21 protein-coding genes are annotated in these 23,510 nt (G+C 73.8%); 17 read left to right on the top strand and 4 right to left on the bottom strand.

All coding sequences use genetic code 11. From position 1 onward, the window contains the following. Positions 1 to 92 precede the first annotated feature (92 nt). Positions 93 to 635, bottom strand: a complete 543-nt coding sequence (locus tag AB0927_RS16990) for a hypothetical protein (RefSeq protein ID WP_366668377.1) — start codon at positions 633 to 635, stop codon at positions 93 to 95. Between the two features lie 282 nt (positions 636 to 917). On the opposite strand from AB0927_RS16990, the gene fmt reads away from it, so the two are divergent. The 7 genes from fmt (at position 918) to AB0927_RS16955 (ending at position 8,820) form a co-directional block, all read left to right on the top strand. Then, on the top strand, positions 918 to 1,850 hold the full coding sequence (fmt, locus tag AB0927_RS16985; RefSeq protein ID WP_366668376.1) for a methionyl-tRNA formyltransferase: 933 nt from the start codon (positions 918 to 920) through the stop codon (positions 1,848 to 1,850). A 246-nt stretch (positions 1,851 to 2,096) separates the two neighbouring features. Further along, the gene (locus AB0927_RS16980) at positions 2,097 to 3,518 is read left to right on the top strand and encodes a transcription antitermination factor NusB (protein ID WP_366668375.1); all 1,422 of its coding nucleotides are present in this window, start codon (positions 2,097 to 2,099) and stop codon (positions 3,516 to 3,518) included. Between the two features lie 175 nt (positions 3,519 to 3,693). After that, positions 3,694 to 4,380, top strand: coding sequence for a ribulose-phosphate 3-epimerase (gene rpe, locus AB0927_RS16975; RefSeq protein ID WP_366668374.1), 687 nt, complete (start codon positions 3,694 to 3,696; stop codon positions 4,378 to 4,380). A 90-nt stretch (positions 4,381 to 4,470) separates the two neighbouring features. Beyond that, positions 4,471 to 5,514 carry a sugar-binding domain-containing protein gene (locus AB0927_RS16970; RefSeq protein ID WP_366668373.1) on the top strand — a complete coding sequence of 348 codons (1,044 nt, stop codon included), beginning with the start codon at positions 4,471 to 4,473 and terminating at the stop codon, positions 5,512 to 5,514. Positions 5,515 to 5,905: 391 nt separating this feature from the next. After that, positions 5,906 to 6,388: a ribonuclease domain-containing protein gene (locus AB0927_RS16965; protein WP_366668372.1), complete on the top strand. Its 483-nt coding sequence runs from the start codon at positions 5,906 to 5,908 to the stop codon at positions 6,386 to 6,388. Further along, complete coding sequence (locus tag AB0927_RS16960) at positions 6,385 to 6,705, top strand: barstar family protein (protein WP_366668370.1); 321 nt, start codon at positions 6,385 to 6,387, stop codon at positions 6,703 to 6,705. Before AB0927_RS16965 ends, AB0927_RS16960 begins: the two co-directional genes overlap by 4 nt. 105 nt (positions 6,706 to 6,810) lie before the next feature. Continuing rightward, positions 6,811 to 8,820, top strand: a complete 2,010-nt coding sequence (locus AB0927_RS16955) for an NB-ARC domain-containing protein (RefSeq protein ID WP_366668369.1) — start codon at positions 6,811 to 6,813, stop codon at positions 8,818 to 8,820. A 7-nt stretch (positions 8,821 to 8,827) separates the two neighbouring features. On the opposite strand, the gene AB0927_RS16950 is transcribed toward AB0927_RS16955, so the two are convergent. Then, positions 8,828 to 9,130: a hypothetical protein gene (locus AB0927_RS16950; protein WP_366668368.1), complete on the bottom strand. Its 303-nt coding sequence runs from the start codon at positions 9,128 to 9,130 to the stop codon at positions 8,828 to 8,830. Between the two features lie 1,528 nt (positions 9,131 to 10,658). On the opposite strand from AB0927_RS16950, the gene AB0927_RS16945 reads away from it, so the two are divergent. The 10 genes from AB0927_RS16945 to AB0927_RS16900 all read left to right on the top strand — a co-directional run bounded on the left by AB0927_RS16945 (position 10,659) and on the right by AB0927_RS16900 (position 21,793). Then, on the top strand, positions 10,659 to 11,087 hold the full coding sequence (locus tag AB0927_RS16945) for a hypothetical protein (RefSeq protein ID WP_366668367.1): 429 nt from the start codon (positions 10,659 to 10,661) through the stop codon (positions 11,085 to 11,087). Between the two features lie 160 nt (positions 11,088 to 11,247). Next, positions 11,248 to 12,690, top strand: coding sequence for a GuaB1 family IMP dehydrogenase-related protein (locus AB0927_RS16940; protein WP_366668436.1), 1,443 nt, complete (start codon positions 11,248 to 11,250; stop codon positions 12,688 to 12,690). A gap of 82 nt (positions 12,691 to 12,772) precedes the next feature. Beyond that, positions 12,773 to 14,230 carry an amino acid permease gene (locus AB0927_RS16935; protein WP_366668366.1) on the top strand — a complete coding sequence of 486 codons (1,458 nt, stop codon included), beginning with the start codon at positions 12,773 to 12,775 and terminating at the stop codon, positions 14,228 to 14,230. 31 nt (positions 14,231 to 14,261) lie between these two features. Next, complete coding sequence (locus tag AB0927_RS16930; protein ID WP_366668365.1) at positions 14,262 to 14,714, top strand: Lrp/AsnC family transcriptional regulator; 453 nt, start codon at positions 14,262 to 14,264, stop codon at positions 14,712 to 14,714. Between the two features lie 180 nt (positions 14,715 to 14,894). After that, on the top strand, positions 14,895 to 17,420 hold the full coding sequence (locus tag AB0927_RS16925; protein ID WP_366668364.1) for a nitrate- and nitrite sensing domain-containing protein: 2,526 nt from the start codon (positions 14,895 to 14,897) through the stop codon (positions 17,418 to 17,420). Then, the gene (locus AB0927_RS16920; RefSeq protein ID WP_366668363.1) at positions 17,410 to 17,847 is read left to right on the top strand and encodes a roadblock/LC7 domain-containing protein; all 438 of its coding nucleotides are present in this window, start codon (positions 17,410 to 17,412) and stop codon (positions 17,845 to 17,847) included. The genes AB0927_RS16925 and AB0927_RS16920 overlap by 11 nt, the downstream gene beginning before the upstream one ends. A gap of 7 nt (positions 17,848 to 17,854) precedes the next feature. After that, complete coding sequence (locus AB0927_RS16915; protein ID WP_366668362.1) at positions 17,855 to 18,238, top strand: DUF742 domain-containing protein; 384 nt, start codon at positions 17,855 to 17,857, stop codon at positions 18,236 to 18,238. Between the two features lie 102 nt (positions 18,239 to 18,340). After that, on the top strand, positions 18,341 to 19,009 hold the full coding sequence (locus AB0927_RS16910; protein ID WP_366668361.1) for a DUF4232 domain-containing protein: 669 nt from the start codon (positions 18,341 to 18,343) through the stop codon (positions 19,007 to 19,009). Between the two features lie 204 nt (positions 19,010 to 19,213). Beyond that, on the top strand, positions 19,214 to 20,002 hold the full coding sequence (locus AB0927_RS16905) for a carbon-nitrogen hydrolase family protein (RefSeq protein WP_366668360.1): 789 nt from the start codon (positions 19,214 to 19,216) through the stop codon (positions 20,000 to 20,002). 78 nt (positions 20,003 to 20,080) lie between these two features. Beyond that, positions 20,081 to 21,793 (top strand): FAD-dependent oxidoreductase, encoded by a 1,713-nt coding sequence (locus AB0927_RS16900; RefSeq protein ID WP_366668359.1) that lies wholly within the window; start codon positions 20,081 to 20,083, stop codon positions 21,791 to 21,793. Positions 21,794 to 21,819: 26 nt separating this feature from the next. Here AB0927_RS16900 and AB0927_RS16895 read toward each other — a convergent pair whose 3' ends face one another. Together AB0927_RS16895 and AB0927_RS16890 are read right to left on the bottom strand one after the other, a co-directional pair. Then, positions 21,820 to 22,749, bottom strand: a complete 930-nt coding sequence (locus tag AB0927_RS16895; RefSeq protein ID WP_366668358.1) for an LLM class F420-dependent oxidoreductase — start codon at positions 22,747 to 22,749, stop codon at positions 21,820 to 21,822. Between the two features lie 28 nt (positions 22,750 to 22,777). Then, entirely contained in the window at positions 22,778 to 23,473 is a 696-nt protein-coding gene (locus AB0927_RS16890) for a DUF5995 family protein (RefSeq protein WP_366668357.1), read from the bottom strand. Positions 23,474 to 23,510 lie beyond the last annotated feature (37 nt).

Here is a 23,510-nt window from a genome sequence, read left to right as displayed (position 1 = left end):
CCGGAGGCCGGCCCCTCGGGGAGCCCGCCCGGAGGCTTCCGCTGGACTCCCGGGAGTTCACCGGGAGTTCCCGGCAGGGCGGGCGGGGCCGGTCAGCCGTTGCGCGGGCCCGGGAAGGCCGTCGGGCGGACGTCCTCCCGGAGCGCCGGCCTGCCCGCGGTCGGCTGGGTGGGCATGGAACGGGCGGCGGGAACCGTCGGCACCACGGGCAGCCCGGGGTTCCCGTCGAGCGTGCGGGTGCCGGACGGCTCCGGGGCCCGCTCGGCCTCCGCGGCCGCCTGGGCAGCGGCGCGGCGGGCCCCGTAACGGCGGTGCACCGCCTGCTTGGTGACCCCGAGCGCCGAGCCCACCGCGTCCCAGGAGAAGCCGAGCGAGCGGTCGAAGTCCACGGCGGCCGTGACCAGGGTCTCGACACTGTCCCGGAGTTCCTGGGCGAGGCGGACCGTCGGGGCGGGGGCGCGTCCGTAGACGACGAAGCCCGTGGACGGGCCGGTGCGGCGTGGGCGGTAGACGTTGCCCAACTGGGCGGTGAGGGTGCGCAGTGCGTCCACCTGCCGGCGGACCCGCTCGATGTCCCGCACCAGCAAGTGCAGGCTGGCCCGAGCCTGGGCGTCGTGGGTTGCGTGGTCGGCCATGAACAAGCCTCTCGAACCGGCGTTGAAAGGAATCGGGCGGCTGAAGCGGCCCTATGTGGTCAACTCTCTCTTGACCAACGCGTTTGCGCTCCGCTGGTCACGGGGTGGGGGCGTGCGGGCATATGCGTACGCCGTCAGTCCCACCCGCGCGCCGCCCGTTTCCAGTTGACCCGGAAGCCGGGCGAGTTGATTGCCGCCGTGCTCCGCGAGGTGCCGGTCCCGGGCGGCCATAGACTGGTGCGCTGCCCGTCCGATCCCCGCCCGAGAGGCCCGATCCCGCCCATGAAGCTCGTCTTCGCAGGCACCCCCGAGGTCGCCGTTCCCGCCCTGGACGCCCTGCTCGCCTCCGGGCGGCACGAGGTGGCCGCCGTCGTCACCCGGCCCGACGCCCCCGCCGGCCGGGGCCGCAGGCTGGTCGCGTCGCCCGTGGCCGAGCGGGCGGAGGAGGCCGGCATCGAGGTGCTCAAGCCGGCCAAGCCGCGGGACCCCGAGTTCCTCGCGCGGTTGACGGAGATCGCCCCGGACTGCTGCCCCGTCGTCGCCTACGGCGCCCTGCTGCCCCGCGTCGCCCTCGACATCCCCGCCCACGGCTGGGTCAACCTGCACTTCTCGCTGCTGCCCGCCTGGCGCGGCGCCGCGCCCGTGCAGCACGCGCTCATGGCGGGCGACGAGATCACCGGCGCGTCCACCTTCCTCATCGAGGAGGGCCTGGACTCCGGGCCGGTGTACGGGACGGTGACCGAGGTGATCCGGCCCACCGACACCAGCGGCGACCTGCTCACCCGGCTGGCCTTCGCCGGGGCCGGGCTGCTCGCGGCCACCATGGACGGCATCGAGGACGGCAGCCTGAAGGCCGTGCCGCAGCCGGCCGAGGGCATCACCCTGGCGCCGAAGATCAACGTCGAGGACGCCGAGGTGGACTGGGCCGCGCCGGCACTGCGCGTCGACCGGGTCGTGCGCGGCTGCACCCCGGCGCCCGGCGCCTGGACCACCTTCCGCGGCGAGCGGCTCAAACTCATCCAGGTCACCCCCGTGCCCGAGCGGACCGACCTCGCACCGGGACGGCTCGCGGCGGGCAAGAACAACGTGCACGCGGGCACCGGCTCCCACGCCGTCGAACTCCTCTGGGTCCAGGCCCAGGGCAAGAAGCCGATGCGCGCGGCCGACTGGGCCCGCGGGGTACGGATCGGCGAGGGCGAGACCCTGGGCGGCTGAACCGGACCGGGCGGGCGCGACGACGGGCCGAGGGGGCTTTTCGGCGCGGCGTGCGGATGGAGGGCGGGGGGCTCCGGCATGCCGGGCATTCCGGGGTGTCTTTCGGGGGTCCGGCTGTCTGGGCGGCGTTCCGTCTCTGGGGGCCCTCCCCCCCACCCCCTCCCCCTCCCCACCCCAGCGCCCTCCGCCCCCTCGTCGACGTAGGCTTGGCCGCACACCCCCTTTCACTTCCGGAGCACCTTTTTCGTGAGCGAGCAGTCGCGGCGGGGTCGTAAGCCCGCCAAGCCCTACCGGCGTCCGCAGAAGGACCCCGTCCGCATCCTGGCCTTCGAGGCGCTGCGGGCGGTGGACGAGCGGGACGCCTACGCCAACCTCGTGCTGCCCCCGTTGCTGAGGAAGGCGCGGGAGAAGAGCGACTTCGACGCGCGTGACGCGGCGCTCGCGACCGAGCTGGTGTACGGCACGCTGCGCCGGCAGGGCACGTACGACGCCGTGATCGCCGCCTGTGTCGACCGGCCGCTGCGCGAGGTGGACCCGCCGGTGCTGGACGTGCTGAGCCTCGGCGCGCACCAGCTGCTCGGGACGCGGATCCCGACGCACGCCGCCGTGTCCGCCACCGTGGAACTCGCCCGGGTGGTGCTCGGCGACGGGCGGGCCAAGTTCGTCAACGCGGTCCTGCGCAAGGTCGCCCAGGACGACCTCGACGGGTGGATCGGCAAGGTCGCGCCGCCCTACGACGAGGATCCCGAGGACCACCTCGCCGTCGTGCACTCCCACCCCCGCTGGGTCGTCTCCGCGCTGTGGGACTCGCTGGGGGGCGGGCGCGCCGGTATCGAGGAGCTGCTCGCGGCCGACAACGAGCGGCCCCGGGTGACGCTGGTCGCGCGGCCGGGCCGGGCCACCACCGAGGAGCTGCTGCGCGAGGAGGCCGCCGAGGCCGGGCACTGGTCGCCGTACGCCGTGCGGCTGGCCGAGGGCGGTGAGCCGGGCGCGGTCGAGGCGGTGCGCGAGGGCCGCGCCGGGGTGCAGGACGAGGGCAGCCAGCTGGTCGCCCTCGCGCTGGCCAACGCGCCCCTGGAGGGGCCGGACACCAAGTGGCTCGACGGCTGTGCGGGACCCGGCGGCAAGGCCGCGCTGCTGGCGGCGCTCGCCGCCGAGCGGGGTGCCGTACTCCTCGCCTCGGAGAAGCAGCCGCACCGGGCGGGGCTGGTCGCGAAGGCGCTGGCCGGCAACCCGGGGCCGTACCAGGTCGTCGCGGCGGACGGTACGCGGCCGCCGTGGCGGTCCGGCAGCTTCGACCGGGTGCTGGTGGACGTGCCCTGCACCGGGCTCGGCGCGCTGCGCCGGCGGCCCGAGGCGCGCTGGCGCCGGCGTCCCGAAGACCTGGACAACTTCGCTCCTCTCCAGCGCGCCCTGCTGCGCACTGCGCTCGACTCGGTGCGCGTCGGCGGCGTGGTCGGCTATGCCACCTGCTCTCCGCACCTCGCCGAGACCCGCGCGGTCGTCGCCGACGTGCTCAAGCAGCACCCGGACGCCGAACTCCTCGACGCCCGTCCGCTGCTGCCCGGGGTCCCCGCGCTCGGCGAGGGCCCGGACATCCAGCTGTGGCCGCATCTGCACGGCACTGACGCGATGTACCTCGCGCTGATCCGCCGGACCGCCGGCTGACGGTCGCGAAGAGCGGCTGCGCGGTCCTCATTTCACCGCGTGCGTCGGCTTCGTCGCCGTCGGTTATCCACAGGCACGGGCAGACCATCCGACAAACAACGGATCGGTATGATGAACGGTCTCGCCTGTGGACCGGCGGGAACATCACCGCCTCGGACATGGCAGTCTTGGGGGCATGGCCGTGCAGATCAACCCCAGCATCCTGTCCGCCGACTTCGCCCGCCTGGCGGAGGAGGCCAAGGCTGTCCAGGGCGCCGACTACCTCCACGTCGATGTCATGGACAACCACTTCGTCCCCAACCTCACGCTCGGCGTGCCGGTGGTGGAGTCCCTGGCCCGTGCGACGGACACCCCGCTGGACTGCCACCTGATGATCGAGGACCCCGACCGCTGGGCTCCTCAGTACGTGGAGGCGGGCGCCTCGTCGGTCACCTTCCACGTGGAGGCGGCCGCCGCCCCGGTCCGCCTCGCCCGTGAGATCCGCGCCAAGGGTGCGCGCGCCGCCATGGCGCTCAAGCCCGCGACGCCGATCGAGCCCTTCGAGGATCTGCTGCCGGAACTCGACATGCTGCTGATCATGACCGTCGAGCCGGGCTTCGGCGGCCAGGCCTTCCTCGACATCATGCTGCCGAAGATCCGCCGCACCCGTGAGCTGATCTCCAAGCACGGCCTCCAGCTCTGGGTGCAGGTCGACGGCGGTGTCTCGGCGGCCACGATCGAGCGGTGCGCGGAGGCGGGCGCCGATGTCTTCGTGGCCGGCTCGGCGGTCTACGGGGCGAAGGACCCGGCGGAGGCGGTGCGTGCCCTGCGCGCCCAGGCGGAGACGGCCACCGCAAAGGCGTCCTGGGCATGCGACCACTGAACCACGGCTACGTGAACGGTTGAGAGAAGGCCGCCCATCAGGGCGGATCAGTTGCGCCGAATCTGCAAGGATGAACGGCGAATCCAGAGTGTGAACAGCAGTGAGGAGATCGCCGTGTCGGGTATGTCGGCGGGCCGGTCAGCCATGCGGATGGGACCCGCTGAGCTGGTCCAGGCGGCGGCCATGGCCCGCCGCTTCTACCTTGAGGGCAAGTCCAAGATCCAGATCGCCGAGGAGTTCGGCGTCAGCCGCTTCAAGGTGGCCCGGGTCCTGGAGACGGCTCTCGAACGGGATCTCGTACGCATCGAGATCCGGGTACCGGCCGAGCTGGACGCCGAGCGCTCCGACGCGCTCCGCGCCCGCTACGGCCTGCGGCACGCCGTCGTCGTCGAGTCCCCGGCCGAGGCCGAGGAGACCCCCGACCCCGAGAACCTCGGCGAGGTCGCCGCGGACCTGCTCGGCGAGCTGGTCAACGAGGGGGACGTGCTCGGCATGGCCTGGGGCCGCTCCACCATCCACATGGCCGCCGCGCTCGACCGGCTGCCGCCGTGTACCGTGGTGCAGCTGACGGGTGTGTACGACGCCGGGACCTCGGAGCGAGGCTCGGTCGAGGCCGTCCGCCGCGCCGCGCAGGTCTCGGGCGGCGACGCCCACCCGATCTACGCGCCGATGCTGCTGCCGGACGCGGCCACCGCGGCGGCCCTGCGCAGCCAGACCGGGATCGCCCGCGCCTTCGAGTACTTCGACAAGGTCACGGTCGCCTGCGTCTCCATCGGTTCCTGGGAGCCGGGCATCTCGACGGTGCACGACATGCTCAGCGACGAGGAGCGGGCGCACTACGCCTCGCTCGGCGTCGCCGCCGAGATGGCTGCGCACCTCTTCGACGCCGAGGGGCGCCGGATCGGGCGGGACCTCGGGGAGCGGTGCATCACCGTCAAGGCCGACCAGCTCCGCCGTATCCCGGAGGTCGTCGCGATCGCCGGCGGCCAGCGCAAGGCGGCCGCGATCGACGCGGTGCTCCGCTCCGGACTGGTCACCAGCCTGGTCACGGACACCTCGGCCGCGGACTACCTGATGACGGCCGGCCCGACGCCGAAGGCCGCGCTGACCCGCCAGGACCCTGACGGCCAGTAGGCGGTAAGGGGGAAGCCCGGGGCGAGGTCCTTCGGGCGGGGGAGTGGCGTCGCCGGCCCGGCGGTCGGGCCGGGGCGTCACTGGTCCGGTTCCCGGTGGTCTGGTTGCCGGTGGTCCGGCGACCGGGCCCGGGGTGCGCTGCCGGGCGGTCCCGTGGACGGGCGGAGGCGATACCGACGGCCCCGGCCTCGACCCCGGCCCCGGCCCGGCCCGGTCCCGGTGGCCCCGGCCGGGCCCTCTCGTTGCCGACCCGACCCGACCCGACCCGACCCGACCCGACCCGACCCGACCCGACCCGACCCGACCCGACCCGACCCGACCCGACCCGTCCCGTCGGCCGGCCGCCGCGCCGTCGTCGTACCGCCGCACGGGTCGTGGCAGCATCGTCCGCATGCCGTCCCGCTTCGCGCCCCCACCGTCCGCGCGGCCCCGTTGCCGGGTGCCCGGCCGGCCCCTGTCCCGCCTCCTCGCGGGGATGCTCGTCGTCCTCGCCGTCCTGCTCGCCGGATGCGCCTCCGGCGCGGGCACGACCACGGGCACCGGGACACGCACCGGCTCGTCCTCCGGCTCCGTCGCCGCCCCCGGCTGGGCCAAGGGCATGGCGACCGTGCCCGAGGCGCGGCTGCCGGCCGAGGCGCGCCGCACGCTGGCGCTCATCGACCGGGGCGGGCCCTACCCCTACGCACGGGACGGGATCGTCTTCGGGAACTTCGAGCGGCACCTGCCCGAGCACCGGCGCGGCTACTACCACGAGTACACCGTGGAGACACCCGGCTCACCCGACCGCGGCGCCCGGCGCATCATCACCGGACAGGGCGGGGAGTTCTACTACACCGATGATCACTACGACTCGTTCCGGGCGGTGCTGAGATGACCGAGGACCTCGCGGACCGCACGGTCGTCGCCCTGGACCTCACCGCGGTCACGGACAAGGCCGGCCTGATGGACGCCGTGGCGCGGGCCCTGCGCCTGCCCGGCTGGTTCGGCCGGAACTGGGACGCGCTCCTCGACAGCCTCCGCGACCCCTCGGTCTGGCCGGCCGAGGCGGCCGAGCGCGGGCTGCTGCTCGTCGTCGCCGGGTGGGAGCCGTACGCGCGGACCCGGCCCGACGAGTGGCGGGTGGCCCGGGAGGTGTTCACCGAGGCGAGCGGGAGCACCGCCCCGGTCACGGTGGCCCTCGCCCTGGACTGACGCCACCCCGCCCTGCCGACACCCCCCGCGTCACGGCATGTCAACTCCCCCTTGCCGATAGGCTCGTGGTGATACGGAGCGATGCGGGACGGGGGCCAGTCAGACGTGGTGTATCAGGTTCCGGCGGAGCCGGCGCACTTTGTGGACCGCGAGCGGGAGCAGGCGCGGGCCCGGCAACTGGTCATGGACCGGCGGTCGGCGGACGGCGGCACCCGCCCGCTGTGCCTGCTGCTGCGCGGCCACGCCGGCACCGGCAAGACCGAACTGGCCTTCCGCCTCGCCCGCGTCCTGCACCAGCACCACCCCGACGGCGTGCTCTACGTCGACCTGGACGACGTGCGCCGCGACGGCGCCGTGGAGATCGCCGACGTCCTCGGCGAACTGCTGCGCGGCCTCGGCGCGGAGTGGATCGCGCCCGTGTTCCGGGAGCGGGCCCGCCAGTACTGGTCCCTCACCCACGGCAAACGGCTCGTGGTCGTCATCGACAACGCCCGACACGGCACCGAGGTCGAACCGCTGCTGCCCGCCTCGGGCGACAGCCTGGTGATCGTCACCAGCCACGGGCCGCTCTACGACCTCCAGGCCGGCGCGGCCGACGAGTTCCCACTGGCTCCGCTCGACGCCGCCGACGCCCTGGAACTGCTGGAACGCGTCACCAAGGACACCCGCCTCGCCGCCGAACCGGAGCAGACCCGCCGACTGCTCCGCCTGTGCTCGGGCCTGCCCGCCGCGCTGCACATCGCCGGATACTGGCTGCGCCGCCACCAGGAACCGCCGCTGGCCCGGCTCCTCGACCGGCTCGGCACCGAACTGAGGGAGCGGGGCGTCCCCGTGGTGGAACAGGTGTGGGACGCGGCCTACGACAGCCTCGGCCCCGACGCGGCCCGCCTCTACCGGCTGCTGGGCCACTTCCCCGGCCCCTCCTTCACCGTCGCCGCCGCCGACGTCCTGCTCGGCCGGGACCCCGACACCACCGAGGACGCGCTCGCCGAACTGCGCGCCGCCGGACTCCTGGACGGCCGGGGCGCCGACGGCCGCGAGCGCCTCCCGGAGCTGCTGCGCGCCCACGCCCGCCGCCGGGCGGAGGCGGGCGCCGACCAGGCCGAGCGCGCGGAGGCGCTACGGCGGCTCGTGCGCTGGTACCTGCGCCAGGCCCAGCGCGCGGACCTGGCCGCGGCCGGGCCACGCCTCAGGACCGCGGCCGAGGCGGAGCCGGTGCCCGGCACCCAGGATGTGCTCTTCGAGCGGCCCGGGGACGCCCGGGGCGAGGCGGCGGCCCGCGCCTACCACTGGCTGGAGGCCGAACGGCACGTCCTGTTCGGCTGCGTCCGCGTCGCCCACACCGCCGGCACCGCCGGGGACGGGGACTGGGGTCTCGCGGAGGCGGCGGCGCTGTGCGAACCGCTGTGGACCCACTTCCTCAACCACCCGCACTACGGCGACCACATCGACGCCTTCCGCGCGGGCGTGGCCGCCGCCCAGCAGGCAGGCGAGCCGCGGCTGCTGGTCCGGATGCGCTGCCAGCTGGCCCGGCCGCTGTGGGAGCAGGGGGAGTTCGAGGAGGCGGAGCGGCAGCTGACCCAGGCGTGGACGACCGTCCGGGCCGCCTTCGGCACCTCGGCGCCGGAGCGCAGACTCGCCGCCTCCACCCGGGAGTTCCTGGGCATGCTCAGCTCGGCCCGCGGCGACTGGGCGGACGCGGCCCGGCAGTTCGAGGCGTCCGGGGCGGTGCACGAGGAGATCGGCAACGCCTACGGCGCCACCCTCCAGCGGTACCGGCTCGGCGAGGCCCTCGCCCACCTCGGCGAACTGGAGCGCGCCGCCGCATTGCTGGAGCGGGCCCGCACGGAGTTCGCCGCCGACGGCCGCACCCGGCTCACCGGTCGCGTGGAGTTCGCCCTCGGCGGGGTGTACGCACGGCTCGGCCGGGCCGACGAGGCGGGGGCGCGCTACCGGGCGGCACTGGAGGGCACCCGCGCGGTGCGGGGCGTGCGGGACGAGGCCAGGGTCCTGGACGCCCTCGCGGAGCTCGCCGCGAGCCTGGGCGAGGCGGCCGAGGCTGAGGAACACCGGTCGGCGGCACGGGAGTTGTGGGAGCGGCTGGGCCTCGGCTGAGCCGCTGTCAGACCGGCAGGGCGGCCTCTTCGGCGGTGGCCGGGGCCACGCGGACCTCCACCCGGTGGGGGCCGACCGCGCAGACGAGGCGCGCGTCCGCGCCGTCCCGCCCGGCGAGGAGGGCGGCGTGCACCGCCGACAGAACGGGCACCGGGTCGACCGGCGCGGCCCGCCGCGCCCCGGGGCCCGGCCCGATCCGCACCGACAGCAGGGGCCCGGAGCGGGGCCGCAGCAGCGCGTGGGTGTCCGAGACGACGACCGCGGCGCTGCGCCGGCCGCCGGGATGGTCCGCAGGATCCGCAGGGTCCACTCGTCCGCCGGCTCGGTCAGCGCACCGGGACGGCCGCCCGCGCGGCGGTGCAGCAGCGCGGCGCTCTGGGTGAACCTCCGGTGCGCGGTGCCCACTTCGGCGGCGAGGTGATGGGCGGGTGCGGGCGGGATGAGGTGCGCCGGGTGCCGCAGCACGCGCAGGGCGCCGTCACCGTCGTACTCGATCCGTACCAGGAAGGCGGCGGGCGTGGCCGGTGCCGGGGTCGGGTCAGGCAGCAGCCGGGGCAGTACCGGGTGGCCGGGCGGGGTGAGGCCGAGCATGCCGTAGACCGTCTCCCGGAGCCGGTCGAGTGCCCGGCCCTGCTCGGCGAACGCCGACTTCGTGAGGGCGCGGACGCTGCCCGGACGGTGCGCGCGCAGTGCCGCCGCCAGCCGCGCCGCCGGGTCCGAGCCGGAAAGGCGCGGCACGCCGGCGAGGAGGGCGGCCATCGGGCTGCCCGGCAGCAGTTCCCTGCCGCCGTCGTAGGCGCCGAGCAGCGGGCGGTCGAGCGCCGCCGGGTACAGGGCCGCCGAACCGTGGTCGGTGACGAGGAGGTCCGCCGCGATGGCGACCGACGCCCACTCCTCGTGGACCGCGGGCAGGACCAGGCCGGCCTGGCGGGCGGGGTCCAGGTACTCGTTCAGGTCGAGCGTCCCGCGCCGGGCACGCTCGTTCGGGTGCAGGACCAGGGCGAGCTGGTACTCGTCGTGGGGGAGTGCGGCGGCCAGTTCGGCGGGCAGGCCGGGACGGCGGCCGATCAGGGACTCCGGTCCCCAGGTGGACAGCAGCACGACGAGGGTGCGGGCGCCCGTGCGCAGGGCGGCGCGGTAGCGGTCCCGGCGGTCCTGCGACTCCAGGAACCGTTCCATCAGGGGATCGCCGACGACCGTCGAACGGGCCGCCACCGCGGGGCCGGCCAGGGACAGGCGGGCGATCTGGCTGGGGTGGGAGAACAGGTACCGGGTGGCCAGCGGGGCGCCGTCGGGCAGCAGGAGATGGGCGGGGTCCAGCCCGGACGCCGAGTCCTCGGTGCCCTCGCCCGGCAACGACTTGTTGAACCCGGCGCCGTGCGGAAGCAGCACGCGTGGCCCGTGCAGGGCGCGCAGGTCGCCCTTGGGGCTGGCGGCGAGGACCAGCGCGAAGGTCCGGTCGACCGCCTCCGCCCACGGCAGGGTGCGGCCCCCCGCCCGGTCGATGGCGACCAGCGCGTCCACGGAGAACTCGGAACCGGGGACGAGGGTGAAGTAACGGTGGATCCGGTCGTCGCCCGCGAAGACGGGCAGCGTGTCGAGCAGCCGGTGCAACGCGTTCTGCGACCGCGCGGCGAACAGGACGGTGCGCTCGTCGCCGGTCGCCCGCCCGTCCTTCACGTGTCTCTCCCGTCTACTTGGCGTGCCCCTGTCGCGTGGGGTGTTCCGTGGGACAGGCGGAGGCAGGCTCGCCGGGACTCGCAGGACCGGCCAGGTGATCGTACCGAGGACGGCCGAATCGGCCCGGCGATGCGCCGTGTCCATGCAGAATGCACCCCATGAACGAGTGGCTCATCGCCCTGCTGGCCGCGCTCATCGGCGCCGGCGCCGCGCTCGGCGGCAGCGTCATATCGGCGCGCTCCACGCGGGAGGCGGGACAGCGCCAGGCGGCGGCCGCGCTGGAGGCGCTGCGGCTGAGCACCGTCGAGCAGCGGGCGGCGCGCGTCCACGACCAGCGGCGGCAGGCGTACGTCCGCTTCCTGGAGGCGGCGGGCGCCGTCACCGAGACCCGCCGGACCGGCGAGGGGCGGCCCGGGGACCGCACCGACGTGCGGCGGGCCCACGACCTCGTCCTCCTGGAAGGACCCGCCGAGGTGGCGGCCGCGGCCACCGCGCTCATGGAGCAGATACGGCGCGACGGCCGCCCGGACGCGCTGGACCGGGCCCGCGAGGCCTTCCTGCACGAGGCCCGCACCGCGCTGCGGTGACCGCAGGGCCCTCGGCGGATCCTCCGAAGGCGCGCCGGGCACCCTGGAGGTTCTGCCCGGGGACGAGCCGGACCGGGTCATGGGAGAATGAAGTACGTGCTCTTTTCCCCCTGGCGCACCCGTCGGGGGGTCACCTCTGAACGACTGGGATGTGCAGCACGTGCGTTTCCTCAACGACATCCGGCCCACGTACGACCTGACGTACGACGACGTGTTCATGGTGCCGAGCCGCTCCGCCGTGGGCTCCCGGCAGGGCGTGGACCTCAGTTCGCCGGACGGCACGGGAACGACCATCCCGCTCGTCGTCGCCAACATGACCGCCATCGCCGGGCGCCGCATGGCCGAGACGGTGGCCCGCCGCGGCGGCCTGGTGGTCATCCCGCAGGACATCCCGAACGACGTGGTCACCGAGGTCGTCTCCTGGGTGAAGGGCCGCCACCTGGTCCTGGACACGCCCATCGTGCTGGCCCCGCACCAGACCGTCGCCGACGCCCTCGCGCTGCTGCCCAAGCGGGCGCACAACGCGGGCGTGGTCGTGGACGGCGACCAGCGGCCCATCGGCGTCGTCACCGACGAGGACCTCTCCGGCGTCGACCGCTTCACCCAGCTCGAAGTGGTCATGTCCAAGGACCTGCTCCTGCTGGACGCGGACATCGACCCGCGCGAGGCCTTCAACATCCTCGACACGCACAACCGCCGCTACGCCCCGGCCGTCGACAAGGACGGCAGGCTGGCCGGCATCCTCACCCGCAAGGGCGCCCTGCGCGCCACCCTGTACACCCCGGCCGTGGACGCGAAGGGCAGGCTGCGCATCGCCGCCGCCGTCGGCATCAACGGCGACGTGGCGGGCAAGGCCAAGGAACTGCTCGACGCCGGCGTGGACACGCTCGTCATCGACACCGCGCACGGCCACCAGGAGTCGATGATCAGCGCGATCAAGGTGGTGCGGGCGCTCGACCCGCAGGTGCCCATCGCCGCGGGCAACATCGTCTCCGCCGAGGGCGTCCGGGACCTGATCGACGCCGGCGCGGACATCGTCAAGGTCGGCGTCGGCCCCGGCGCCATGTGCACCACCCGCATGATGACCGGCGTGGGCCGCCCGCAGTTCTCCGCCGTGCTGGAGTGCGCCGCAGAGGCCAGGAAGTACGGCAAGCACGTGTGGGCCGACGGCGGTGTCCGCCACCCGCGCGACGTGGCCATGGCCCTGGCCGCCGGCGCCTCCAACGTGATGGTGGGCTCCTGGTTCGCGGGCACCTACGAGTCCCCGGGCGACCTCCAGCACGACGCGAACGGCCGCCCGTACAAGGAGTCGTTCGGCATGGCCTCCGCGCGCGCGGTGCGCAACCGCACGTCCGAGGAGTCCTCGTACGACCGCGCGCGCAAGGCGCTGTTCGAGGAGGGCATCTCCACCTCGCGGATGTTCCTCGACCCGGGCCGCCCGGGTGTCGAGGACCTGATCGACTCGATCATCGCGGGCGTCCGCTCCTCCTGCACCTACGCCGGTGCCGGTTCGCTGGAGGAGTTCGCCGAGCGGGCCATCGTGGGCATCCAGAGCGCGGCCGGATACGCCGAGGGCAAGCCCCTGCACGCCAGCTGGAGCTGACCGCGGGCCCCCGCCGTCGGGGAACGGCGGGGGCCGTCCGCGTCCGGAGCGGGATGTTCCGTCATGTCGTACCGTGGATTCGATGATCACGCGTCAGCAGCCGCCCGCGGACCTCGGTGCGCGCCTGATGCGCCGCAAGCCCGTGGAGCTGCTGGTCGCCGAGGGCGGCCGGGGCGAGGGCGGAACGCTGCGGCGCTCCCTCGGGATGTGGCAGCTGACCATGATCAGCATCGGGGCCACGCTCGGCACCGGCATCTTCGTGGTGCTCGGCGAGGCCGTCCCCAAGGCGGGCCCCGCCGTCATCCTGTCCTTCGTGCTCGCCGGTCTCACCGCGCTGTTCTCGGCCCTGTCCTACGCCGAACTGGCGGGCGCCATTCCGGTCGCCGGCTCCTCCTACTCCTACGCCTACGCCACGATGGGCGAGCTGATCGCCTGGGTCTGCGGCTGGTGCCTGCTCCTGGAGTACGGCGTCTCGGTCGCCGCGGTGGCCGTCGGCTGGGGCCAGTACCTGAACGAGCTGCTCAGCGGCACCGTCGGCGCCACCTTCCCGGCCGCCCTGTCCGCCCCGCCGGGCCACGGCGGCGTCTTCAACCTGCCCGCGCTGCTCGTCGTCCTCCTCGCCATGGTGTTCCTGCTCGGCGGCGCGAAGGAGTCCGCGCGGGTCAACACCGTGATGGTGTGTGTGAAGATCGCCGCGCTGATCCTGTTCTGCGCCGTCGGGGTCATGGGCGTCAGGGCCGGGAACTACCAGCCCTTCATGCCGCTCGGCATGGCGGGCGTCAGCGCGGCGGGCGGCACGCTGTTCTTCTCCTACATCGGCTTCGACGCCGCCTCCACCGCCGGCGAGGAGGCGAAGAACGCCCCCCGCGACCTGCCCCGCGCCATCATGCTGTCGCTGGTCATCGTGACGGCCCTGTACGTGCTGGTCGCGGCCGTCGCGGTCGGCGCCAAGCCGTGGCGCTCCTTCAGCGGCTCCGAGGCCGCGCTCGCCCAGATCATGCGGGACGTCACCGGGGAGAGCTTCTGGGCGACCCTGCTGGCCTTCTGCGCGGTGATCGCCATCGCGAGCGTGGTGCTGACCGTGCTCTACGGCCAGACGCGCATCCTGTTCGCCATGGCCCGCGACGGCCTGATGCCGAGGATCTTCGACCGGGTGCACCCGAAGAGCGGCACCCCGCGGGCCAACACCGTCATCGTGTCCCTGTTCTGCGGCCTCCTCGCCGCGGCCGTCCCGCTGGGGCAACTGGCCGACGCCACCAGCATCGGCACGCTGTTCGCCTTCGCGCTCGTCAACGTGGCGGTGGTGGTGCTGCGCCGGACGCGGCCGGGCATGCGCCGGACGTTCCGGGTGCCGCTGTCGCCGCTGCTGCCCGCCCTCGGCTTCTTCTTCTGCGTGTGGCTCATGGGCAGCCTGTCCGCCGTGACCTGGACGGTGTTCGCCGTCTGGCTGGCGGTCGGGCTCGTGTTCTACTTCCTGTACGGCTTTCGCCGTTCCCGTCTCGCGACCGGTGACGACCGCGCGGTGGCGGCAGAGAAGTGAACGGACCGAAGAAGTAAGTGAACCGCCCCCTGTGCTGAACGAACTCGACGAACGCATCGTGCACGCCCTCGCCGAGGACGCCCGCCGCTCCTATGCGGACATCGGGCAGCTGGTCGGACTGTCCGCGCCCGCGGTGAAGCGGCGTGTCGACCGGTTGCGGGCCACCGGAGCGATCACCGGATTCACCGTGCGGGTGGATCCGGCGGCGCTCGGCTGGGAGACCGAGGGGTACATCGAGATCTACTGCCGCCGGAACACCTCGCCGGAAACGATTCTGCGGGGGCTGGAGCGGTACCAGGAGGTGGTGGCGGCGTCGACCGTCACCGGGGACGCCGATGCCATCGCACAGGTCTTCGCGTCCGATATGCGGCACTTCGAGCGGGTGCTGGAACGGATCGCGGGCGAACCGTTCGTCGAGCGGACCAAGTCGGTGCTGGTGCTGTCGCCGCTGCTGCGGAGGTTCTCCTCCGGGGCGCCGGGATAGACCCCGGCCCGTTGCCGGACTGGCCGAAAACGAGTGGCCCTCCGAGGGCGCGGAGGCCCTCGCCGCCTCTGTGTTTCCTGTGAGCTGACCTGGGGTTACCGCAGGTCACCGTTGCGGTTCGAGGTGACCGTCCCGTAAGTTGTGCGAGCTCTCTACTGACTGGTAACCGGTAGGTCTTCCATGCGCTGGCCCTTCGGCCGTCCCACCACCGTCCGCACCCGGATCGTGGCGCTCGCGCTCGCACCGGCCATCGCCCTGATGGCCCTGTGGGGCTTCGCCATGGTGTCCGTCACCGCGGAGCTGCGCGCGCTGATCCGGGTCCAGGGCGTGTACGACGACTTCGGCACCCCCGTCGACACCGCGATCGGGCAGATCCAGATCGAGCGGCGGATGTCCGCCGCCTACCTGGGCGGCGGGGGCCGCGACGCCGCGGACGCGGGCCGGCTGCTCGGCCAGCAGCGCCACACCGACCAGGTGGTCGACACCATGCGGCAGGCGATCCGCGGCGGCGACCGGAGCCGGCTCACCCAGCGCCAGCGGCAGTCGCTGGACGCCATGGTCGCGGCCACCGACAAGCTGGACGGCCTGCGCCGGCGCGTGCTCACCCGGCAGATCACCTGGGACCAGGCGGTCGACCAGTACAGCGCGCTCGTGGAGCCCGCCTTCGACGTCCAGTCCACGCTGACCGCGCTCCAGGCCGGGCAGCTCGCCCGCGAGACCCAGACCGTCTTCGAACTGGTCCGGGTGCGCGAGTTCGTCTCCCGCGAGGACGCGCTGGTGGCCGGGGCGCGGGCGGCCGGCACCACCCTGACGCCCGGCCAGTACAACGCGCTCACCCAGACCATCGAGGACCGGCGCGTCTTCCAGCAGACCTATGTGCCCGACCTGCCCGCCGACTCCCGCGCCCTGTTCGACACGTTCCAGCGCGGCGACCTGTACCGCTCGCTGAACCAGGGCGAGGACGCGCTGCTGCGGGCCGGGGCCGGCGGGGCGTCCAGGGCGGTCGCGGCGGACAGCTGGCGCTCGACCGTCGACCGGATCGTCAAGCAGTACCGCGACCTGTGCACCGCGGCAGGCGACAACTCCGCCGCGCGCGGGCGGGCGTTCGCGTACCAGGAGCTGACCAAGGCGGCCGTCGCCGGTGGTGCCGGACTGGTCGCCGTGGGGCTGTCGCTGTGGCTCGCGGTGCGCGGCGCCCGGCGCATCTCGCGCCGCCTGGAGGCGCTGCGGGACGCCGCCGACGTGCTCACCACCCGGCAACTTCCCGACGTCATGCGCCGGTTGAGCGCCGGTGAGGAGGTGGACGCGGCGGCCGAGGCGCCGCCGCTCGCCACCGCCGAGGACCGCGACGACGAGATCGGACAGGTCGGCCGGTCCTTCAACACCGCCCGACTGGCCGCCGTCGAGGCCGCCGTGAAGCAGGCGACCCTGCGCCGGGGCCTGTTCGCGGTGCTGCTCAACATCGCGCGCCGCAACCAGGCGCTGGTGCACCGGCAGTTGAAGCTCGTGGACACGCTGGAACGGCGCACCGAGGACCCCGACATCCTGCGCGAGCTGTTCCGCATCGACCACCTGACCACCCGCATGCGGCGGCACGCGGAGAGCCTGATCATCCTCTCCGGCTCGGCGCCCGGCCGCCGTTGGCGCCGGCCCGTGCCCATCGCGCACGTCGTCTCCTCCGCGGTCGGTGAGATCGAGGACTACGCGCGCGTCGTCGTGCCGCCGATGCCGGACACCGGGATCGCGGCGGACGCGGTCGCCGACGTCGTCCATCTCATCGCCGAACTCCTGGAGAACGCCACGGTGTTCTCCCCGCCGCACACCCAGGTCACCCTGCGCACCGGGCGCGTCGGCGGCGGCTTCGTGCTGGAGATCGACGACCGCGGGCTCGGCCTCGACGCCGAGGCCCACGCCCACGCGGAGCGCACCCTCACCGACCCCGACGGCTTCGACCCCACCCGGCACGATCGCCTCGGCCTCTACGTCGTCGGCCGCCTCGCCGCCCGCCACGGCATCGACGTCAGCCTCCGGGACTCCCCGTACGGGGGGACGACGGCGGTGGTGCTGCTCCCGTGGACGGTCCTGGCGGAGCCCCGGCCGACGGAGGGCACCGCCCGTCCGGAGGCCGGACCGGTGCCGGTGGAGCGCCCCGGGCACGGGGGCGTACGAGTGCCGCTGCCGCCCGAGGAGCACGGCGAGGCACGCCCCCTGCCCTCGCGGCGCCGGAGCGAACCCACGCGGGACGGTACGGCGGCGTCCGAGGCCGGGGTGTCCCGGCAAGAGCCGTCCCGAGACGGCACCCCCTGGCAGGCACCCGCGCACGCCGGTCCTCCCGGGCCCGCGCGCGCCAGCGCCCCCGGGCCCGCGCACGACGAGCCCCCGCCCGTCAGGAGGCCCGGCGCGCACGAGGCCGGTGGCCGGTCCGAGGCGCCGGCCGCGGCCGGTCCCGGTGCCCCCGACGCCGCCACCCTCCTTCCCACCCGCGTCCGTCAGGCCTCCCTCGTGCCGGGGCTGCGCGACGAGCCGCAGCCCGGGGAGAAGCCCCGGCGGCAGGTCGACGCCGAGGAGATGCGGGCGATCTTCGGTGCCTTCCAGCGCGGACTCGACCAGGGCCGCAAGGGCATGCCCACACGGTCCGGCGCACCCGGCGACGACACCGTGACCACCCACGCCGACGAAGGGACGGACACCGACGATGCACGGTGACGACCAGACCCCGAAGCAGCCCGCCGCACCCGCCGGAACCCCCGGCACGGACCTCGGCTGGCTGCTGGACGACCTCGTGGCGCGCACCGACCACGTCCGCCAGGCCGTGCTGCTCACCGCCGACGGCCTCGCGCTGAGCAGCTCGGAGGGCATGGCCCCGCAGGACATCGAGCACCTCGCCGCCGTCTGTTCCGGCTTCCACGGCCTCGCCCGGTCGGCGGGGGAGCGGTTCGCGGCAGGCTCGGTGCGCCAGACCATGGTGATGCTGGACGAGGCCTACCTGTTCATCACCCCGGCCGGACACGGCAGCCGGCTCGCCGTGCTCAGCGAGGCCAACACCGACGTCGGTCAACTCGCCCACGAAATGGCCCTGTTGGTGCGTCGTCTCGGCAGCCATCTGGACGCGGCAGCCCGTGCAACCCCATGATCCCGCCGTGAGCGACGAGCACTGGTACGAGGACGAGACCGGGTCGATGGTGCGGCCCTACACGGTGACCCGGGGCCGTACCCGCCCCTCGGACCGGCATTCCATCGATCTCATGTCCCGGGTCACCGCACTGGAGACGGCGGACGCGGCGGGGACCGGCGTCGACCACGCGAGCGCCGCCCTGCTCGAACTGGTCCGGCGCGGGGCGCGCCCGGTCGCCGAGCTGGCCGCGGACGCCAACCTGCCGCTGACCGTGGTGCGGGTGCTGCTCGGCGACCTGGCCGAGGCGGGCCTCGTCCGCATCGACGCCCCCCGCCGCGCCCCGGCCGGCGGTCCGGCCGCCGACCCCGGGCTGCTGCGCGAGATCATGGAGCGGCTGCGCGACATCTAGTCTTTGTAACAGCCAGGTAGGGTTCCGGTCTTGACCGGAACCCCCGGCACAGCCCGGCTGTCTCAGAGAACAGCACGTCAGCCGTACCTCTTAAGGGGAATCATGCGCGTCCAGAAGATCTCGCTGCTCGCCGTCGCCATCGCCGCGGGCCTGTCGCTCACCGCCTGCGGGAGCAGCGACGACAACTCCTCCGGCGGCAGCGACTCCTCCTCGCCGAGCGCCGCCGCCTCGGACGCCTCCGGCACCCAGGGCGGCTCCTCCTCCCAGGGCTCCGACGGCTCCACCGGCGCCACGGGCTCCACCGGCTCCACCGGTCAGGACGGCGGCAAGCCGAGCGCCGTCCCCGCCCCCTCGGGCCGCGGCCGCGCGTCCGGCGCCGCCTGCACCACCGCCCACCTGGCCTTCAGCGCCTCCGGCGCCATGGCCGAGGGCGAGCTGATCGTGCACCTGAAGAACACCGGCACGGCCAACTGCTTCCTGCACGGCTTCCCGGGCGTCGACCTGAAGGGCAAGGACGGCACGGTCAGCGCCGGCCGCAGCAAGCTCGCCGTGCCCACGGTCACCCTCCAGCCGGGCGCCGAGTCCCGCTTCACCCTGCACTACCCGCCGAACAACTCCGGCGGCTCCGGCGTGACCTTCACCCAGCTCGTCGTCACCCCGCCGAACGAGACCCACTCCACGACCCTGAACGCCGGCATCAACATCCCCGTCACCGACGGCAGCAGCAGCGGCTCCAGCATCTACGTCGACCCGGTCGGCACCGGCAAGTAACGCGGGCCCACGCACGCACGGGGGCGCCCGCACAGCACCCCCGAGCGGGCACTCACCGAGGGCGCGCAACGAATCGCCGCCCGGCCGCCCGCGCACGCAACGAACCGCGCACCGGCGCGCAACGGCTGCTCCTTGTCCGGCCGAGCGCGCCGACCGTACCGTCTATCTGACCCCCAACCCCTGTGTGACCGGTGAGGTAGACGCATGCGCACCGCCCTGCTCCAGAGCTCCGGCCACCCCGGCTCCGTCGCCGAGAACCTCACGGTTCTGGACGAGGCCGCGGGCCGGGCCGCCGCCGCGGGCGCCGTGCTGCTGACCGCACCCGAGATGTTCCTCACCGGCTACGCGATCGGCGACGCCGTCGGCCGCCTCGCCGAGCCCGCCGACGGCGCCTCGGCCGCCGCGATCGCCGCCATCGCCACCCGGCACGGCCTCGCGATCGCCTACGGCTACCCCGAGCGCGACGGCGACACGGTCCACAACTCCGCCCAGCTGATCTCCGCCGACGGCACCCGGCTCGCGAACTACCGCAAGACCCACCTCTTCGGCCCCTTCGAGCGCGACCACTTCACCCCGGGCGAGCGGCAGCTCGTCCAGGCCGAGGTGAACGGCCTCACCGTCGGCCTGCTGATCTGCTACGACGTCGAGTTCCCGGAGAACGTCCGCGCCCACGCCCTGGCCGGCACCGACCTGCTGCTGGTCCCGACCGCGCAGATGCACCCGTACCAGTTCGTCGCCGAGTCGATGATCCCGGTGCGCGCCTTCGAGAACCAGATGTACGTCGCGTACGTCAACAGGGTCGGCCGGGAAGGCGAGTTCGAGTTCGTCGGCCTCTCCGTCCTCGCCGGACCCGACGGCGTCGCCCGCGCCCGTGCGGGCCGCGCCGGGCAACTGGTGTTCGCCGACGCCGACCCCGCCTTCCTGGCCGCCTCCCGCGAGGCCAACCCCTACCTGAGGGACCGTCGACCGGGCCTGTACGGCTCGTTGGTCTGACGCTCCCCCGACTCGCGTCCCCTCTTTCTCCGTTCTCCCGCTCTTCCTCAGTTCTTCCGCGCAAGGAGTCCGTACCCCATGACGTCCACGGTGCCCAACGCCGTCGAGCACACCGACGGGCAGCAGCCGCCGATCACCATGTTCGGCCCGGACTTCCCCTACGCGTACGACGACTACCTCGCCCACCCGGCGGGCCTCGGCCAGATCCCCGCGACCGAGCACGGCACCGAGGTCGCCGTCATCGGCGGCGGCCTGTCGGGCATCGTCGCCGCCTACGAGCTGATGAAGATGGGCCTCAAGCCCGTCGTCTACGAGGCCGACCAGCTCGGCGGCCGGCTGCGCACCGTCGGCTTCGAGGGCTGCGACGAGGCGCTCGCCTGCGAACTGGGAGCGATGCGCTTCCCGCCGTCCTCCACCGCCCTCCAGCACTACATCGACCTGGTCGGCCTCGCCACCAGGCCCTTCCCCAACCCGCTGGCCGAGGCGACCCCGTCGACCGTCGTGGACCTCAAGGGCGAGTCCCACTACGCCGTCACCATCGACGACCTGCCCCAGGTCTACCGGGACGTCGCCGCCGCCTGGAACAAGTGCCTCGAAGAGGGCGCCGACTTCTCCGACATGAACCGCGCCATGCGCGAGCGGGACGTGCCGCGCATCCGCGAGATCTGGGCGAAGCTGGTCGAGAAGCTCGACAACCAGACCTTCTACGGCTTCCTGTGCGACTCCGAGGCCTTCAAGTCCTTCCGGCACCGCGAGATCTTCGGCCAGGTCGGCTTCGGCACCGGCGGCTGGGACACCGACTTCCCCAACTCCATCCTGGAGATCCTGCGCGTCGTCTACACCGAGGCCGACGACCACCACCGCGGCATCGTCGGCGGCTCCCAGCAACTGCCGCTGCGCCTGTGGGAGCGCGAGCCGGCGAAGATCGTCCACTGGCCGTACGGCACCTCGCTGAGCTCCCTGCACATGGACGGCGAGCCGCGCCCGGCGGTGACCCGGCTGCACCGCACCGCGGGCAACCGGATCACCGTGACCGACTCCGACGGCGACATCCGCACCTACCAGGCGGCGATCTTCACCGCCCAGTCCTGGATGCTGCTGTCCAAGATCGCCTGCGACGACTCGCTCTTCCCGATCGACCACTGGACCGCGATCGAGCGCACCCACTACATGGAGTCCAGCAAGCTCTTCGTGCCCGTCGACCGGTCGTTCTGGCTGGACGAGGCCGTCGACGACCGGGGGAACCCGACGGGGCGGGACGTCATGTCGATGACGCTCACCGACCGCATGACCCGCGGGACCTATCTGCTGGACGACGGTCCGGACAAGCCCGCCGTGATCTGTCTGTCGTACACCTGGTGCGACGACAGCCTGAAGTGGCTGCCGCTGTCCGCGAACGAGCGGATGGAGGTCATGCTGAACTCGCTCGGCGAGATCTACCCGAACGTCGACATCAGGAAGCACATCATCGGCAACCCGGTGACCGTCTCCTGGGAGAACGAGCCCTACTTCATGGGCGCGTTCAAGGCCAACCTGCCCGGCCACTACCGCTACCAGCGGCGCCTGTTCACGCACTTCATGCAGGACCGGCTGCCCGCCGACAAGCGGGGCATCTTCCTCGCCGGGGACGACATCTCCTGGACGGCCGGCTGGGCCGAGGGCGCCGTCCAGACCGCGCTGAACGCGGTCTGGGGCGTCATGCACCACTTCGGCGGCGAGACCGACGCGACCAACCCCGGCCCGGGTGACGTCTACGACGAGATCGCGCCGGTGGAGCTGCCGGAGGACTGACCGGGACAGCGGGACCGGGAGGCCGGTCAGACCCCGGCCGCCCGCGCCTTCTCGAACACCTCGGCGGCGACGTCCGTCAGCTCCGCCGCGTCCCGCGCGGTGCCCTGGAGGTCGAGGAGGATCTCCTCCAGACCGGCCTCCGCGTACTCCACCAGGTCCTCGACGATCTGCTCGGCGCTGCCCTGGAACGGCCGGCGTCCTGCGCCCTCGTACGCCTTGGGCAGGCGGACCGCGTTCACCCGCAGCACCCTGCGGATCGGCTCGGTACGGCCCCGCTCCTCGGCCAGTTCCCGCAGCCGCCGCCACTGGGCGGCGACCCGCTCGCCGCCGACGGCCACCGGCAGCCAGCCGTCGGCCCGGTCCACCAGCCGCCGCCAGGCCCGCGGGTTGCCCGCGGCCAGCAGGATCGGGATCGGCCGCGCCGGTTTGGGCCCGACCACGGCCGGGGCGATCGTCGTCAGGGGGCCGTCGTGGGCGACCGGGTCCGGTCCCCACACCGCGCGGCACACGTCGATGATCTCGTCCAGCACCGCGCCGCGCTCCTCGAAGGGCCGTACGCCCGAGGCCGCGTACTCGTCCAGCGACCAGCCGGTGCCGAGCCCCGCCAGCACCCGGCCGCCGCTCGCCGCGTCGAGCGAGGCCAGCGCCTTGGCCAGCTGGAACGGCAGGTGCAGCGGCGCCACCAGCACGCTGGTGCCCAGTTCCGCGCGCTCGGTGGCCGCCGCGGCCAGGGTGAGGGTGACCAGCGGCTCCGCCACGGACCGGTACTGGTCGGGCCAGGGCAGGCCGTCGATGTCGTACAGCCCCTGGGAAGCGGGCTCCGGGAACAGGGCCCGTTCGAAGACCCACAGGCTGTCGTAGCCGATTCTCTCGGCGGCGCGTGCCACCTCCGGGACGTCCTCGCCGATCGAGAACTGCCGCATCTGGGGAAGACCGAGACCGAGCCGGGTCGCCATGCCGTCGCTCCTTTGCGATCGGGTTCTCTCAGCGCGCGAGTGGCGTCAGCAGCATCCTGCCCGCGAACCCCACTGCCGCGTCCAGCCGTTCGGTGAACTCCCCGGCGATGTCCGGGCAGTGGCGCAGCGCCCACAGGGACCGCGCCGCCGCCCAGGCCGCGTCCCGGGCCCGCTCCAGGCTCCAGGCGCCCAGCAGATGGGTGAGCGGGTCGGCGAGCTGGAGCAGATCGGGGCCCGGCATCAGATCCTCGCGGACCCGTTCCTCGAGTGCCGTGAGGATCTCGCCGACATGGTCGAACTCGTCCTCCAGCTCGGCGGGTTCGCAGCCCAGGGTGCGGCAGGCGTCCACCACGGCGAGGGCGAGGTCGTGTCCGATGTGCGCGTTGACGCCGGCGAGCGCGAACTGGAGCGGCGTGACGTGGGGATGGTGGCGCAACTGGAACAACGGCCGCCAGCAGGCGGGCGGTCCGAGGTCCGCCTCGGCGGCGCCGACCGCGCTGAGATAGCGCTCGGCGAACCGCACGTCCAGCGCCGCGGCCGCCCGGGGATCGGGGAACTCCCCGGCGCCCAGGCGCCGGTCGATCTCCTCGGTGACGGCGAGGTAGACGCGGTTGAAGACGGCGACGCCGTCCCGCTCGGGCAGGACGGCGGCCAGGGCCCGCATCCGGGCGACGACGGTGCCGACGGTGTCGGCGGGGCCGATGACGGCGGACGACTGCGACATGGGGGAAGGGTCGCAGCCCGGGACCGGCCGAGGTGCC

This window comes from Streptomyces sp. NPDC048106, assembly GCF_040706415.1.
Classification (GTDB): Bacteria; Actinomycetota; Actinomycetes; order Streptomycetales; family Streptomycetaceae; genus Streptomyces.
The sequence above is the reverse complement of the archived record's forward strand: the minus strand, read 5'-3'. Positions and strand labels throughout refer to the sequence as shown.